Annotated in this window: 13 protein-coding genes and 1 pseudogene; all 14 read right to left on the reverse strand. The window is 27.7% G+C overall.

Going from position 1 to position 16,672, the window contains the following annotated elements:
* Positions 1-455 precede the first annotated feature (455 nt).
* Positions 456-1,610 (reverse strand): serine hydrolase domain-containing protein, encoded by a 1,155-nt coding sequence (locus TY07_RS15405; protein WP_042402142.1) that lies wholly within the window; start codon positions 1,608-1,610, stop codon positions 456-458.
* Between the two features lie 53 nt (positions 1,611-1,663).
* Entirely contained in the window at positions 1,664-2,218 is a 555-nt protein-coding gene (locus tag TY07_RS17870; protein ID WP_078061400.1) for an NINE protein, read from the reverse strand.
* 265 nt (positions 2,219-2,483) lie between these two features.
* The gene (locus TY07_RS15415; protein WP_078061401.1) at positions 2,484-4,391 is read right to left on the reverse strand and encodes an FUSC family protein; all 1,908 of its coding nucleotides are present in this window, start codon (positions 4,389-4,391) and stop codon (positions 2,484-2,486) included.
* A 274-nt stretch (positions 4,392-4,665) separates the two neighbouring features.
* Positions 4,666-5,499 carry a prephenate dehydrogenase gene (locus TY07_RS15420; protein WP_042402145.1) on the reverse strand — a complete coding sequence of 278 codons (834 nt, stop codon included), beginning with the start codon at positions 5,497-5,499 and terminating at the stop codon, positions 4,666-4,668.
* 119 nt (positions 5,500-5,618) lie between these two features.
* Complete coding sequence (gene aroF, locus TY07_RS15425; RefSeq protein ID WP_042402148.1) at positions 5,619-6,632, reverse strand: 3-deoxy-7-phosphoheptulonate synthase; 1,014 nt, start codon at positions 6,630-6,632, stop codon at positions 5,619-5,621.
* A 116-nt stretch (positions 6,633-6,748) separates the two neighbouring features.
* Positions 6,749-7,243 carry a shikimate kinase gene (locus tag TY07_RS15430; RefSeq protein WP_042402181.1) on the reverse strand — a complete coding sequence of 165 codons (495 nt, stop codon included), beginning with the start codon at positions 7,241-7,243 and terminating at the stop codon, positions 6,749-6,751.
* 22 nt (positions 7,244-7,265) lie between these two features.
* On the reverse strand, positions 7,266-8,081 hold the full coding sequence (aroE, locus tag TY07_RS15435) for a shikimate dehydrogenase (RefSeq protein WP_042402151.1): 816 nt from the start codon (positions 8,079-8,081) through the stop codon (positions 7,266-7,268).
* Between the two features lie 119 nt (positions 8,082-8,200).
* Positions 8,201-9,361, reverse strand: coding sequence for a prephenate dehydratase (gene pheA / locus TY07_RS15440; protein WP_042402155.1), 1,161 nt, complete (start codon positions 9,359-9,361; stop codon positions 8,201-8,203).
* 127 nt (positions 9,362-9,488) lie between these two features.
* Complete coding sequence (gene aroC, locus TY07_RS15445; protein ID WP_042402158.1) at positions 9,489-10,565, reverse strand: chorismate synthase; 1,077 nt, start codon at positions 10,563-10,565, stop codon at positions 9,489-9,491.
* Entirely contained in the window at positions 10,543-11,838 is a 1,296-nt protein-coding gene (gene aroA, locus TY07_RS15450; protein WP_042402161.1) for a 3-phosphoshikimate 1-carboxyvinyltransferase, read from the reverse strand. The genes aroC and aroA overlap by 23 nt, the downstream gene beginning before the upstream one ends.
* Positions 11,839-12,021: 183 nt before the next feature.
* Positions 12,022-13,068: a 3-dehydroquinate synthase gene (aroB, locus tag TY07_RS15455; RefSeq protein WP_042402163.1), complete on the reverse strand. Its 1,047-nt coding sequence runs from the start codon at positions 13,066-13,068 to the stop codon at positions 12,022-12,024.
* 171 nt (positions 13,069-13,239) lie between these two features.
* Positions 13,240-14,253: a 3-deoxy-7-phosphoheptulonate synthase gene (gene aroF, locus TY07_RS15460; RefSeq protein ID WP_042402166.1), complete on the reverse strand. Its 1,014-nt coding sequence runs from the start codon at positions 14,251-14,253 to the stop codon at positions 13,240-13,242.
* 639 nt (positions 14,254-14,892) lie between these two features.
* Positions 14,893-16,326 (reverse strand): cardiolipin synthase, encoded by a 1,434-nt coding sequence (gene cls, locus TY07_RS15465; protein WP_042402169.1) that lies wholly within the window; start codon positions 16,324-16,326, stop codon positions 14,893-14,895.
* Positions 16,327-16,586: 260 nt separating this feature from the next.
* Positions 16,587-16,672: pseudogene (locus tag TY07_RS17735) on the reverse strand (NADH peroxidase); the annotation flags it as partial.

Consider the following 16,672-nt stretch of genomic DNA (forward strand, 5'->3'; position numbering starts at 1 on the left):
GGCAATTCTATGAAAAATCAAGCTATTTTTTCATATCAACTTAACAGATTCTGATATAATTACCGCACTTACTATAATAACATATGATTCAATATTATTCCAAACCCTCTTTCAGTAAAATTAATTAGTAATTTTTTCATCAAATGTGTAAAAACAAGAAAATTCTACTCTATGGACTGTTAGTTTTATTACACTTATAAAGTTATAAATTTACTTAAGTTTATTAGAGTATACTCATAAAATATACTGATATAATATAAAAATAAATAACAAAAATTTTTAACATATTGTTTTACAAATTTAAATGGAGTAAGAAATAATTCTTACTCCATTTTTACATACTTTTTATTATTCTTATATTTACAATTAATAGTGGTATTTTATATATGTTTTCATTAATTTAGACATCAACTCAGACTTCATTTAACTTTTATCTATCATTTTAACTTATTTTATTATACAATTTCATAAAGATATTTTCTTATTTCCTTTTCAACATTATCACATTTATTAATTCTTTGAATAAAGTATAAAACTATCATATTACTTTCCGGATCAATGATAGACTCTGTTCCAGCCCATCCTCCCCAACCAAACTCGCCTATCCTGCCTGGTGTATTTGCTAATTCTTTATCCTTTAGTACTCTTACAAAAGTACCATACCCATATCCTTTTAAATCTTCCCAATCATAACTTTTTAATTGTTCTTCGTTCAAATGATTAGTTCTCATAAAGTCTATTGACTCTTTGCTTAATATTCTATTACCTTTGTAAACTCCATTGTTCAGTATCATTGTATCAAAATGTAAATAATCATCAAGTGTTGAAACTAATCCTGCTCCACCTGATTGAAAACCTGGCAATCTATTTTGCCTCATTATAGCTAAGTTATATCCCTGATATGGCCTTAGTTTAGGCTCTTCTTCAAAATATTCATATACCTTTGCAAATCTTTCCCACTTTTCTTCCGGAACATAAAAATCTGTATCTATCATTTCTAATGGTATAAAAAATTCCTCTTTTAAAAACTCTCTATATTCTTTTCCTGAAATAACTTCAATTACAGCTCCAAGAATATCTGCCGAAAAACCATAAGCCCATTTTTCTCCTGGTTGGAATTCTAAAGGAACTTGTCCTAATTTATTAGCAAATTCTACTGTAGTTAACGGCTTCCTCATTAATTCTTTTTCAATTGCTTCATCAACTACTTTATTAGTAATTTGTCCGACTTCGCTATCACTTGGATATGCCACACCAGAAGTCATAGTTAAAAGATCTTTTATTACAACATCTCTTTTAACAGGTTCTAAAATCCCATTTACTAAAACCTGTTGATTTTTGAAACCATCTAAAATACTACATACTGGCGTATCTAATGTTAATTTTCCTCTTTCTATTAATAGCATTGTCGCTGCCGCTGTAACAGGCTTAGACATTGAATATATGTTATAAATAGTATCCCTTTTTACTTTTGTTCTTTCCTCTAAATTAGAATACCCAAATTGTTTATTATAAATTTCTTTTCCATTCTTAATGGCGCAAATACTTACCCCTGCTAGATTTCCAGATTTTAATTCGTCATTTACTATTTTTTCAATTCTCTCATTCATTCCTAATCACCCTTATTTTAATGCATATTACTTTTTAGTCTTAAACTGTTTTATTAGTTATCAGATAAAGGTATTCCATCAGCATCAGTTGTTATTGTAGTTCCACATAAAATAAGTATTCCCTCAATGAATCCCCAAAGACTTCCTGCACCACAAGTTAAAATTGTTACTACAATTTGTATAATACCAATTCCTATATACCCTAAATAAAATCTGTGTATTCCAAGTCCACCCACTAATATTCCTAATATTCCTGCTGCAATTCGTGATTTTGGTCTTCTAACAACATTATTATAATTTTGATTATAATTAGGGTTATTATTATAATTGTGGTTATTATATCCTTGATTATTATTGTTAGTATTGTAATTGCCTTGATTATTATAATTATTAGAATAATTTTGATTGCTATTAAATCCATTATCCTCATTTTGATTTATATCATCAGTATAATCTTCAAAATTGTTTCCACAATTATAGCAAGTAGTGCCATTTACTTTAACACCACATTTATCACAATATACATTTCCATCTCCAGCTTTAAATCCACATTTAAAACAAAAGTTAACACCTTCATTTAGTTTCTCTCCACAATTTTTACAATACATATTGCTTCCCCCTTAAATAAGTATGTAAATATTATACAGCATTATCAAAAAAATTATCCATATATTTTTACATATTTATCTTAGCTCTTATAGAGTACTTCAATATATATCATAGTTACTAACTATAGTAGTTCACCTAAACCTAATAATTCAGTTTATTTTATTATCATAATAACAAAAAACCTAGAATATTTTTACCTAGGTTTTTTGATGTATTTTATATTAATTTATTCACTTTTTATTCTTCATTTTCTTTAGCCAATATTTATTTCATTTCTTTTACTTCTTTTATTTCAGCTAAAACACCTCTTATGCTTGCAAAGATTATCTTATTCTCAATCCCCTTAGTTGATTTGATATGTTCTTCTACTCTTTTTATTGTCATATCTATATCTCCATTTATTGGATTAGATAACATCTTTAAATCATCAAGCATATATTCAACATTGTTAAGATTAATTTCACTTCTTCTTACTAATGTATATAACTGATAAATATCAACAATTAAAATTCTTATTTTATCAAAATAATTATCAATTTCTTCAGTAATATAATCAGCATTATTAGCTGATATTTTCTCTTCTATCATAGTGCTTACTAGTAATAACGTATCCATTTCATGCCTATTATCATTTTCATTCTTTGCTTTTTCATATACTTCTTTTAGCATCCCATCAATTACATCTGTATACATTTCTGATAGTTCATTATTAGCATCTTTCATTTTTACCGGTAGTACAAATCTATTAATTATAATCCCAATTATTGTTCCTAATATAACAAATACTATTCTATTAATAGTTAATACTACTGCTCCACCAGACATGGCAACAGACCCAATTGCACATATTGTAGTATAAATAGTTCCATACCTATATGTAAATGCATATGATCTTAAATAACCTGCTGCCATTATTATTAACACTCTGACTAATGTATTTGTAAATATAGTGAATAATAAAACTACAATGACTCCCCCAACAAGTGTTGCAAACATCCTGTCTTTAATCTTTTTCTTAGATAATTCATATATAGGAATTATTATAGCCATCGCTGTGAAGTAAATCCATTTTCCTTCTGAAAATTTAAAATAATCTGCAATAAAAGCTGAGATAGCAACACCTAATGATACCCTAACAGCATAAGAAAATTTTACTGACTTTTTATAAAATTCTTTCTTATGAACATTAACCATTTTATAGTCTTCCGGTATATCACCATTAGCTTCTATCTTATTATAATTTTCTTTACCTAATAATTTTAATTCTTCTAATGATATCTTCAACATATTAATAGTATTTAATATTCTTAAAGTATCTAAGCCATGTATATTATCATCCTTATATTTATTTAATATATTAGTTATAATATCATTAACATTATTCAAATTATCTTCTTTTCCTAAACTACGCTTTACTTCTTGTAAACAAATTGATAAATCCTCTAATACATATTTATTATCAATATCTTTATCTAATAAATTTGATAGCTTTTCTAAGACCACAACAATATTTAATTTTATCCTACCTTCTTCCGTTACATAAAATTCATCTTTTCTATTATCATAAATAATTTTTCTAAATTCAGTAGAATTAATTTTAATTGATTTATTAATTTCTTGTTTATTTAAACTTTTATCATTTATTTTTTTTATAAGATCATCACAAATACTACCTATTAATTTATTTCCAACCTTAGTAGTTTTATTTTTGTTAACAATAAATTGTATTAACATAATTCCAATTGGAGCTACTAAAAGTGAAAGTAATCTCATTGGTAATTCCTTTGCAGTAATTGGAGTAGCTAATAGAAATAAATATTGTAATGAAAATGGTAAATAAACTGGTGACTTTAAATTATAATAAAATGTATAAATTATTATAAATATAGCTATAAAATTTAGAGGTATAGCCCCCCATACATTAAGATTTGCTAAATATGTAAATACTCCAATTCCTATATTTATTACAATTAATTTAAATAAGTTTTTTACTGGAGAAATAGTAAGATTAACTTGTGTCAACATTAAAATTGCTGTTATTCCCATTACTCCCACCAATGTGTTTTTATCTCCAAAAATAGTTTTAAACATTATTACAAATGCCATTATAAAAACATATAAAACAGTTTGTGATATAATAAATTGTTTTGTTATTTTTTTTGGTTCTGCCAAAATAATCTCTCCCTTTCCAATTAGATATACAAGAGGCAATACTACTCTAATTTGTAACCTATATCAATTTTGATATTTAGCAAATTCCCTTTAAATTTATCCTTTTCTATATTTAATAAACGGTTTCAAGCAAATTATTATATTATATAAAAATATTACCATCCTTACGTTTATACTTTTCTCCACTATTTTAAATTTTATACATAGCTAAAAAAGATGGCCTCTAGAATATAGATACCATCTTTTAACCTATCTCAAATTTAAATACATTAATCTATAATTTTTCTCTTCTTTTTGAAGACTTTATAAATAACTCTTGAAGTCCTTCTTTATCATCTTTCTCTAAACAAGCCTTAATTTTATCCAATTCAGCTTCAAAATTATAAATAGTTTTAAGTAAATTTTCTTTATTTCCTAAAAACAATTGACTCCATAAAGATTCATTAATATTTGCAATTCTAGTTAGATCCCTATAACTATCCCCTATAAACTCTCCTGTATTTCTTCCTTCAATATCACTATTTATAAGAGCTACTGCTAAAGCATGAGGCAACTGACTAGTAAATGCAATCATTTCATCATGATACTTTGGACATATTCTTTTAACATGTTTAAACCCCATCTTGTATGCTAAATCTTCAATTAAATTTATATTTTTATCCTTATTTCTATCAATAACTGTAATTAAGAAATTCGCCCCTTTAAAAACCTGATTAGTTGCATAGTCTATGCCTTTTTTCTCTCTACCCGCCATAGGATGTGCAAAAACAAAATCAATTTTATCTGGTAATATCTCAATTATTTCATTTATAAATAACTGTTTAATTCCAGTTACATCTGTTATTATTGTCCCATCTTTAAAATACTCTTTATTTTTTATAATAAAATCTTTTACTAGATTAGGATAAATAGCTAAGACAATTAAATCAGCGCTTTGAATTATATCCTTCCCATCTTCATAACCTTCTTTAATAATTCCTAAAGCCTTTGCCTTTTTTAATGTTTCTATATTTTTATCTACACCGTAGACTTCACTATATCCTGCTTCCTTAAGTGCCATTGCATATCCACCACCAATAACACCAAGACCTACAATAACTATTCTCATAATGCCCCCCATTTTAATTAGTTAATAGTTTTGAGTTAAAAATTAGTAGTTAAAGATATTTAAGAAACTCCTAAAAAAGTTTCATCCTTAACTACCAATTTATAACTATTAACTCTTAACTATAATGTTTTTCCTTCTATTTCAGCTAAAACTTTTACTTTCTTCATCACCTTATCAAATAAAGCTGGTTTAAGTGATTGTTGTCCATCACTTAATGCACATTGAGGATTATTATGAACTTCTATCATAAGTCCATCTGCTCCTGCTGCTATTGCTGCTTTTGCAAGTGGCTCAACTAAGTACCAATATCCTGCTGCATGACTTGGATCTACTATTACTGGTAAATGTGATAGCTTTTTAATTACTGGTATAGCGCTTAAATCTAAAGTATTTCTAGTGTAAGTTTCATATGTTCTTATTCCTCTTTCACAAAGAATAATATTTTCATTTCCACCAGCCATTATATATTCAGCACTCATAAGCCATTCTTCAATAGTAGCAGATAAACCTCTCTTAAGTAATATTGGTTTATTAGTCTTTCCCAATTCCTTTAATAAATCAAAGTTTTGCATATTTCTAGCACCAACTTGAATTACATCAACATTATTTACAAATTCATCTATATATTTAGTAGACATTATTTCTGTAACTATCGGTAAACCAGTTTCTTTTTTTGCAACTTTTAATAATTTTAATCCTTCTAGCTCTAAGCCTTGGAAGCTATAAGGTGAAGTTCTTGGCTTGAAGGCTCCTCCTCTTAAGAAATTTGCTCCTGATTCTTTTATAGACTTAGCTATTTCAATTATTTGCTCTTCACTTTCAACAGAACATGGACCTGCCATAATTCCAAGATGGTTTCCACCAACTAAAGTTCCATCTACGTTGACAATTGTATCCTCTGGTTTAAATAATCTATTTGCTTTTTTAAATGGCTCTTCTACTTTCAATATTTTATCTACACCATCAAAAGATAGTATTTTATCTGGATCTATAATTCTAGTTTCACCAACTACACCTATAATACAAAAAGTTGATCCTTGAGAAAGGTTAACACCTAACCCCTGTTTAGTTAATTCATTTTCTACAGCCTTTACTTCTCTTTCGCTGCATTTAGGATTCATTACAATAATCATTTCTACCATACCTCCATACTTCATTTAGTTAATAGTTTTGAGTTAATAGCTAATTTCTTAATAATATATTTTTCTAAAGCCTGCTCAAGCAGAATTTATTCCTTAACTTTTAACCATTACCTATTTACAACTTTTGCTATTTTATTAACGACCTCTTCTAGGCTTCCTGTATTTTCAACTCTATAATCACAGTATTCTTTATATAAGTCATATCTTTCATCATATAATTTATATAATACTTCTTTACCATTTGCTAGTAAAGGTCTCTTTTCAACTTCTATATCTCCTAATATATTTTCTACTGGTCTATCAATAAAAACAACTATAGAATTTTTCTTTAAATATTCTATATTTATACGCTTCTTTACAACTCCTCCACCTGAAGAAATGATAGTTTTACTTCTCTCTCCAAGCTCTTTGCAAGTTTCGGTTTCTATATTTCTAAAATAATCTTCACCATTTTTAAATAACTCTATAATAGTTTTTCCTTGATTATCTTCAATATAAAAATCCATATCTATAAATTCATAATTCAATTTATCTGAAAGTAAATTTCCTACCGTAGTCTTTCCACATCCTGGTAACCCTATCAATGTAATACTTTTCTCCATCTCCTTCATACCTACACTCCTACTACTTAAAATCTTTAGATAAATCATCGTATATATAATTTATCAACTCTTCACTTATTTCCCTATCATTAAATATAGCTTGACTTTTGACTGCTTGCCCCACTAGCATATGTAATCCACCTATAGCAACTTTTCCTTCTTCTGTTGCAAATTGAAGAAATTTAGTTTGTGTAGGATTATATACTAAATCTACAGCTACATCAAAATTTTTAATTACCTCTTTACTAACTGCAGAATTATCAACATTTGGAAACATTCCAACAGGAGTTGTATTAATAATTAAATATCCTTTTATACTATTTAATTCATTATAATTAATAATACTTATTTTCTTATCTATTTTATTTAAATTAACACTTTCCGGTGTTCTACTTACTATATATATCTTTTCTACTTCATTATCCAATAAATAAGTAATAACAGCCTTACAGGCACCACCAGATCCTAAGATAACTGCAGTTTTATTTTTTACATTTATATTCTTACTCTTAAGCATGACTTTAATGCCAAAATAATCAGTATTATATCCATAAAGCTTATTTGCTTTAAGCATTACTGTATTTACCGCACCAATTCTAGCTGCTTCATCTGAAATATAATCTAAGTATTTCATTACACTTTCCTTATATGGAATTGTAACATTAAAACCTTTTATCTTAAGCAATTTTACCGCTTCTACAAAATCATTTAATCTATCTTTTGGAATTTCAAATAATTTATATGCACCTTCAGTTTTATTTTTTTCTAATATTATTTTATTGATTCTCGGTGATAAGCTATGACTCAACTTTTCCCCTAATAATCCATAGAACTCCATTTAAACACCACCTTTGGGTTAGTTAAGAGTTAATAGTTTTTAGTTAATAATTTAGGATGAAATTCTTGCAGAATTTCTAACTATATTTCTAAATTATTAACTGTTAACTATTAACTAAATTACAGCTTGTTAACCTTCTTATAGCTTCCAAGTAATTTAAAATATTCACTATTTTCTTCAATTAACCTAATTGCCTTTTTAACATCTTCATTTTCTATATTGCCTTCAAAATCTACATATAAAAGATATTGCCAAGGTTCATTCTTACTTGGTCTAGATTCTATTTTAATCATGTTAATATTATTTTCTGCAAAGTGTCTTAAAAGATTATACAAAGTACCTGACTTATCATCTAAAGAAAATACTACTGTAATCTTATTACAATCTTTTGATGATTCTAGTTTTCTTCCTACTATAATAAACTTTGTATGATTATCATCTTTATCATTTATTTCTTTTTGGATTATATCTAAATCATATATCTTAGCTGCCCTTAAGCTTGCAATTGCAGCTTTTGATTTATCATTTAACTCTGATATATACTTGGCACTGATTGCTGTATTATGAAAGGGAATAAGTTTTAAATTACTATAATTACTTAAAAATTCTTTACTTTGTTCAAATCCTTGTGGATGTGAATACACTTCCTTTATATCATTGATCTTAGTACCCTTTATCCCTATTAAATTTTGGTCTATCTTTATACATTCTTCACCAACTATATAAAGTCCATACTTAACTAATAAATCATAAACACTTGTTATTGCACCTGTATATGAATTTTCAATAGGTAATATTCCATAATCTATTTCATCATTCTTTAATGCAGAGAATACATCTTCAAATTCTTCATAATTATTATTTTCATGGTTCTCTCCAAAGTATTTAATCATTGCTTCTTCGCTAAAAGAACCCTTTACTCCTTGATAACCAATTCTAATATTATTTAAACTTCTTTTATCTTTATTAACTGAAATAGTATCTTCTATTTTACTTATAGTATCATCATTATTTTCTTCAAAAATATCTGCTTGAAGCTTTCTACTTAATGCCATTAAATGATTAAAGAAGTTTTCTGTAAGCTTTGAATACTCTTTATTATTTAATCTATCAACATTCTTTTTTATAACTTCCACTTCTCTTGCTTCATTAAATATAGGAAGATTATTTTCAATCTTATATTTAGCTACATTTATTGCTACATTCATTCTTTTTTCAAATAATTTAACTAATTCTTTATCTATATTGTCAATTTCTTTCCTGCATTCTGAAAGATCCACATTAATCACCACCCTTTGTTTAGTTAGGAGTTTTTAGTTAAGAGTTAATGAAGAAACTCCTTAGGAAATTTCTAAAACATATTTTTTAAATTCACTTAAACTGAATTTATCCCTAAACTCCTAGCTATTAATTATTAACTAACTCAAGAATTCCTATTGCTGCTACTGCTTCTATAACTGGAAGTGCTCTTTGTACTATACATGGATCATGTCTTCCCTCTATATTTAAAGTAGTTTCTTCCATAGTTTCTATATTAACAGTTTTTTGTTCCTTAAATATTGAAGCTGTTGGTTTAATTGCAACATTAAATACTATTGGCATTCCATTAGTAATACCACCTAAAATTCCACCATTGTTATTAGTTCTTGTCTTGATAATTTCACCATCTAAGTAGTATTCATCATTTGCTTCTGAACCTCTCATTTTAGAAATATCAAAACCTCTTCCAAATTCAATACCTTTAACTGCTGGAACTGAAAACATTAAATGTGCTAATGTGGATTCTACTGAATCAAAAAATGGATTTCCAACTCCTGGTTTTACACCTAAGATAGCACATTCTATAGTTCCCCCTATAGAATCTTTATCACTTCTTGCATTCATAATTTCTTCTCTCATTGAAGCTTCTAAATTAGTATTTATTAATGGAATTTCCTTTCCCTTAAATGAATTTAATAACTCATCATTTATATCAGTTTCTAAAAAACTTTTATCTTTTATGTTACCTATAGAATTAACATGTGCTGCAATTACTATTCCTTTTGATTCTAATATTTGCTTACAAATAGCTCCTGCAAATACTAACGGTGCAGTTATTCTTCCTGAAAAATGCCCTCCACCTCTATAATCATTAAATCCATTATATCTTATAACTCCAGTATAATCCGCATGTCCAGGTCTCATCACATCTTTAAGCTTTGAATAATCTTTAGATTTAGTATTAGAATTTCTTATAATTGCACAAAGTGGTGTTCCTGTTGTTTTTCCTTCAAAATATCCACTTAATATTTCTGGAACATCTCCTTCTTTTCTTGGAGTCGATAATGGACTTTTACCTGGTGCTCTTCTTGCCATTTCTACCATTATCTTATCAATATCTATTTCAAAGCCAGAAGGTAATCCATCAATATTGATTCCAATTGCATTTCCATGAGATTCACCAAAAATAGATACTTTTATGTTATTTCCCCACATTCCACTCATGAATATCTCCTCCTAAAGTTCTAAAATCATCAAAGAATCGTGGATAAGATTTTGCTATACATTCATAATCTTTTATTACTATTGGCTCTTCACATCTTGTAGAAGCAATTGCTAATGTCATTGCTATTCTATGATCCTTATGACTCCATACTTCTACATTACCTTTTAATTTTTCTACTCCTGTAACTAATAATCCATCTTCTTTTTCTATTATCTTAGCTCCTAATTTATTAAGCTCAGATGTTACTGCTGCAAGTCTATCACATTCTTTTATTCTTAATCTACCTGCATTTATTATTTCTGTTATACCTTTTGATAAAGCTGCTACAGCTGTTAATACTGGAATAATATCTGGACATTGACTTCCATCAATTATTGTAGCAATTAATTCACCATTAATAATTCCCTTAACATCAGTATCCTTTGAATTAAATACAACATTCATTCTTTCTAAAATATCTATTACTTCCTTGTCACCTTGAAGGGAATTTAAATCTAAATCCTGACATAAAACATTATTTCCTAACGCATCTGCACAAAGGAAAAATGCAGCTTGGGAATAATCGCCTTCAACTCTATAATTTCTAGCATTGTATTTTTGATTTCCCTTAATAATAAATTCTCTATAATTATTATTAATTATTTCAACTCCAAAATCACTCATTGCTCTTAATGTTAAATCAATGTATCCCTTCGATTCCATTTCAGTAGTAATGATAATTTTAGAATCTCCATTTAATAATGGTAATGTAAATAATAAACCTGTAATAAATTGAGAACTAACATTACCTTCAACTTCAAATACTCCTGGTTTTAACTTTCCATTAATAATTAAATTAAGATTTCCCTCTTCATAAGAATATTCAATTCCTTGATTATCAAATATATTATAATAAGTAGTTAATGGTCTTTTTCCTAAGTTTCCTTTACCAATAAATTTACTCCTTCCACTAAATAGTAATGATATAGGAACTAAGAATCTTAAAGTTGATCCTGATTCGTTACAATCTATAATTCTGAAATCTTTAGCCTTTTTAGGCACTCCATATACTCCAATTACTTCTAAATGATCTTTATATCTAACTATTGTAGCTCCTAAAGACTTCATTGCATCAATAGTTGCTATAATATCATCTGAATAATCTATATTTTCTATAATGCTTAATCCTTCACTTAAAGCTGCACAAATAATAGCTCTATGAGCCATACTCTTTGATGGTGGTATTTTAACCTCTCCCTTAAGCCTTGAAGGATTTATCTTTAAATTTGCCATGTGCTCCCCTTTCTGTTAGTTAAGAGTTTTGAGTTAATAGTTAATAGTTTAAGTTTGAAACTCCTTAAGGAGTTTCTTAATAATATATTTTTCCAAAATCTGTCCAAACAGACTTTATTCATTAACTCTTAATTATTAACTATCAATTTTTAACTATCTAAGACTATTAACTATCTAAACCCCTTAACTAAAAAAGCTTGTTGTTGTTTTATATATTTTTGAATTACCTATTTCTTTTAATATTATGAGATTTAAGTCATTTCCCATTTTCTTTTTATCTAAGTTAATAGCCCCTAATAATTCTTTTAAATCAACATCCATTTTATAAGGAAGATTATATTTAACTAAAATATTTTTTATTCTCTCAGCAGTTCCTTCCTTTGTTAAACCTTTTGCTTCACTAACCTTAGTTATTTCATACATACCAATTGCTACAGCTTCACCATGACTATATTTTTCATAATTATAGTGTTGCTCAATTGCATGAGCTAATGTATGACCAAAGTTTAAAAGCATTCTTTCACCTTTATCTTTTTCATCATTTTCTACAACTGCTCTTTTAATATCACAACATCCATGAATAATCTGTTCCATACAATTCATTAAATGTTGATGATTTTCTACTTTTTCTAATAAGTCAAAAAACTTACTATCTTTAATACAACCATATTTAATAACTTCACCCATTCCATCTATAAGAAATCTATTATCTAATGTATTTAATACTTCTGGATCTATTAAGACACATTTAGGATGATAAAAACTTCCTACTAAGTTTTTACCTCTTTCTAAATCTACAGCAACTTTTCCTCCAACACTACTATCAACTTGTGCTAAAAGTGATGTTGGTATTTGAATAAAGTCTACTCCCCTTAAATATGTAGAAGCTACAAATCCAGTTAAGTCTCCAATAACTCCTCCACCTAATGCAATTATTAAATCGCTTCTAGTTAAATTAAAATCTAAAAGTGCATCATATACAGTAGGTAATGTATTAAAGTTTTTAGTCTTTTCCCCTGGTTCTAAAGATAATAACTTAACTTCAAAATCTTTATTCTTTAATGAAGATACAACTTTATCACCATAATACTTATTTACATTATCATCAGTAACTATAAATATTCTTCTACCGTTATAAACCTTACTAACTTCTTCTGCTACTCTATTAATAACTCCATTTTCAATTATTATAGGATAACTTCTTTCCTTTAAATCAACTACTAATTCCATTACATCACCCTTCCATTAGTTAAGAGTTAGTAGTTTTTAGTTAATAGTTAAGGATGAAACTCCTGTAGGAGTTTCTTAATAATATATTTTTTAAATTCAGCTCTGCTTAATTTCTCCCTTGAACTATTAACTCATAACTATTAACTCTTAAATCTTCTTCCTCTTGCTGTTTTAAATTTCTCTTCCTACAGCAGCTGCTATTAGCTTTAAATCTTCCATCAATTTTGCAAATACATCAGGCTTAATTGATTGCTGACCATCGCATAATGCCTTTTGAGGATCATTGTGTACTTCTATTATAAGGCCATCTGCTCCAACTGCAACAGCTGCTTTAGCAAGTGGTTCAACCATCCACCATTTACCTGCAGAATGACTCGGATCAATAACTACTGGTAAGTGGCTTAATCTTTTAATTGCTGGTACTGCACTTAAATCCAAAGTATTTCTTGTATATGTTTCAAAAGTTCTTATTCCTCTTTCACAAAGAATAACTTTTTCATTACCTCCAGCCATAATGTATTCAGCACTCATTAAAAGTTCTTCTATTGTTGCTGATAAACCTCTCTTTAATAATATAGGCTTATCAATTTTACCTAATTCCTTTAATAAATCAAAGTTTTGCATATTTCTTGCACCAACTTGAATTATATCAGCCTTTTCAACGAATGTATCTATATCATATGGTGACATTAACTCTGTCACAACTGGCAAGCCAGTTTTAGCCTTTGCTTCATTTAATAAATCTAATCCTTCATATTTTAATCCTTGGAAGCTATATGGTGAAGTTCTTGGTTTAAATGCTCCACCTCTTAAGAAACCAGCTCCATATTTTTTAACTTCTTCTGCTACTAATTTAATTTGCTCCTTACTTTCAACAGAACAAGGTCCAGCTATAACTGCAATTTTATTTCCACCTATTGTATGTCCATTAACATCAATTACTGTATTTTCTGGATGGAATAATCTATTTGCCTTTTTGAAAGGTTCTTGGACTTTCATTACTCTTTCAACATTTGGATTTGCTTCAATGTATGAAGGGTCTATTTTAGTTGTATCCCCAACTAGCCCTAAAATACTCATTTCCGTTCCTGTAACAGGATTAACAGTAACCCCTAAAGATTCTAACTCTCCTGTTAATTTTTTAATTGCTTCATTGCTTGTTTTTGGTTTTAAAATTACTACCATTTAAATTGCCCCCTTTAAATTACTTATGAGTTAGTAGTTTTAAGTGAGTAGTTTTACTCTCTTATATACTATTCTACTTAATAGTTTATATATGAAACACCTTCTCCCTTTATGTCGAATGTGTAACTTCAACTTGCCAAATTGGAAATTTGGAGTTTCAGTTATGAAACACCTTCTCCCTTTATGTCGAATGTGTAACTTCAACTTGCCAAATTGAAAATTTGGAGTTTCAGTTATGAAACACCTTCTCCCTTTTGGTCGAATGTGTAACTTCAACTTGCCAAATTGGAAATTTGGAGTTTCAGTTATAAAAAAAGAGAACTCTTAATGAGTTCTCTTAATAAACTATACTTTAAATACACTTTTAAATATTAAGATATATAAAAAGTTTCACTAAATACTCATTAGAAAAGATTTATTCATATTTTTGCAAAAGAAATAGCCAGCGCTAAAATAAAAGCCCCAGAATATAAAGTAAAAAAAGCTATAAAATTTTGCAGTTAAATTCTTTTCTAATCCTTTCATAATATATACCTCTTAATTCTAATTCTTTAATAATCAAATTACTTTTCTATAGTTTAACCATTTTTAACCACTTTGTCAATCTTTTTACATTTAACAATATGTTTTTTATCTGCTTTATAAAATGGGTGCTAATAATCTTATTAATGATTCTTTTATTTTTAAATTTTTTGATCTTTTATCATATTCTTCTTTGATTACTAATTTAGATTTTTCCTGATCATCTAAAAATATTTTTTCTTGCTCTTTTGCTACTTTCTCATTATAAATAAATGCATTTACTTCAAAATTTAATTTAAAGCTTCTTATATCTAAATTAGCTGTACCAATACTACATACCTGGCCGTCAGCAACTATTGTTTTAGAGTGAATAAATCCATTACCATACCTATATATTTTTATTCCATATTCAATTAATAATCCTATATTGGCACTAAGCATCCACTCCATAAAGAAATGATCCGGCTCTCCTGGCACTATTATTCTTACATCAACACCTGATAATGCTGATATTTTTAATGCCTCTAGCATAGGGCTATCTGGTACTAAATATGGTGTTTGAATATAAACATAATTTTTAGCACTATTAATAATTTTCATATAAGAATTTTTAATGTACTCCTCCATATGATCGGGCCCTGATGATACAATTTGAATACCTACATCTCCAACCTTCTCTGGAGTTGGAAAATACATAAACATATTTCCCATATTCTCATCTGCAGCATAATCCCAGTCTAAAATAAAACGTTTATTAAGTTCATTAACAGCTTCACCTCTTATTCTGATATGAGTATCTCTCCAGAACTTAAACTGTTTTCCCTTATTTACGTATTCGTTTCCTACATTAAATCCCCCTACATAACCTACTTTTCCATCTATTACAGCTATCTTTCTATGATTTCTGTAGTTTATACGTGTATTTATATGCGGTAAAATTCCCGGAAAAAATACAGCCATCTTTATTCCATAGGACTCAATTTCTTTAATAATATTTTTTGTAATTGCTTTTGAACCCATTCCATCTATAAGAAGTCTTATCTCCAAACCATCTTCAGCTTTTTTTCTTAATTCATTTACTAATGCCTTACCTAATTCATCATATCTAAAAATATAGTATTCTATATGTATAAAACACTTTGCATTTCTTATATCTTCAAATAAATCTTTAAATTTATCCTCACCATTAATATAAGTTTTTACTTCATTACCAACTGTATAAATTGCTCCAGAATGATTGTAATTCATTAATATTAAGTCTTCATAATTTTCATTTACTTCACTATCACTGCTAAAGTTAGACAATTCATGAGTTCCCCTTAATTTATATCTTTTTATTTTGTCTGCAAGTTTTTTTTCTCTAAATATTTTCTGCCTACTTAGATTTTGACCTAATAATAAATATAAAATTAACCCTACTCCTGGAAGTGCAATTAAAATTACTAACCATGCCCATGTAGTTGTAGGCTCTTTTCTCTCTATAAATATTAACGATAATGCCGATATTAAATTTAGTAAGAAAAACATTATTAATAATATTATATATGCCATAAAAAAACCTTCCTATATTTTTATTATTTCTTACCATTATACATCAGTTTAATTAAATTGCGAAATAATTTAGTTAGTGGATAGTCAATAACAAATTTCAAATTTCAAGTGACAAGTTTAGGAAAAAAGTCTCCTTAAGAAAACTTTTAAAAATATATTTTAGAAGCTTACCAAGAAGCTTTCACATAAACTTGCTACTTATTACTCGCTAAACTTGAAATTAAAAATAACCATGCCGATTGGCATGGTTATTTTTAATCTTATGAGAAGTATCTGTTTAATAATCCTTCGAAAGCTTTTCCGTGTCTAGCTTCATCTTTGCACATTTCATGAACTGTGTCATGAA

Source organism: Clostridium saudiense, assembly GCF_000577815.1.
Lineage (GTDB): Bacteria > Bacillota > Clostridia > Clostridiales > Clostridiaceae > Clostridium > Clostridium saudiense.

Coding starts and splice junctions, on each gene's coding strand:
- TY07_RS15405 (WP_042402142.1), bottom strand. CDS start 1,610: ATGAATGAGAGAATTGAAAAAATAGTAAATGACGAATTAAAATCTGGA.
- TY07_RS17870 (WP_078061400.1), bottom strand. CDS start 2,218: ATGTATTGTAAAAATTGTGGAGAGAAACTAAATGAAGGTGTTAACTTT.
- TY07_RS15420 (WP_042402145.1), bottom strand. CDS start 5,499: ATGAGAATAGTTATTGTAGGTCTTGGTGTTATTGGTGGTGGATATGCA.
- aroF (WP_042402148.1), bottom strand. CDS start 6,632: ATGATTATTGTAATGAATCCTAAATGCAGCGAAAGAGAAGTAAAGGCT.
- TY07_RS15430 (WP_042402181.1), bottom strand. CDS start 7,243: ATGGAGAAAAGTATTACATTGATAGGGTTACCAGGATGTGGAAAGACT.
- aroE (WP_042402151.1), bottom strand. CDS start 8,081: ATGGAGTTCTATGGATTATTAGGGGAAAAGTTGAGTCATAGCTTATCA.
- aroC (WP_042402158.1), bottom strand. CDS start 10,565: ATGAGTGGAATGTGGGGAAATAACATAAAAGTATCTATTTTTGGTGAA.
- aroA (WP_042402161.1), bottom strand. CDS start 11,838: ATGGCAAATTTAAAGATAAATCCTTCAAGGCTTAAGGGAGAGGTTAAA.
- aroB (WP_042402163.1), bottom strand. CDS start 13,068: ATGGAATTAGTAGTTGATTTAAAGGAAAGAAGTTATCCTATAATAATT.
- aroF (WP_042402166.1), bottom strand. CDS start 14,253: ATGGTAGTAATTTTAAAACCAAAAACAAGCAATGAAGCAATTAAAAAA.
- cls (WP_042402169.1), bottom strand. CDS start 16,326: ATGGCATATATAATATTATTAATAATGTTTTTCTTACTAAATTTAATA.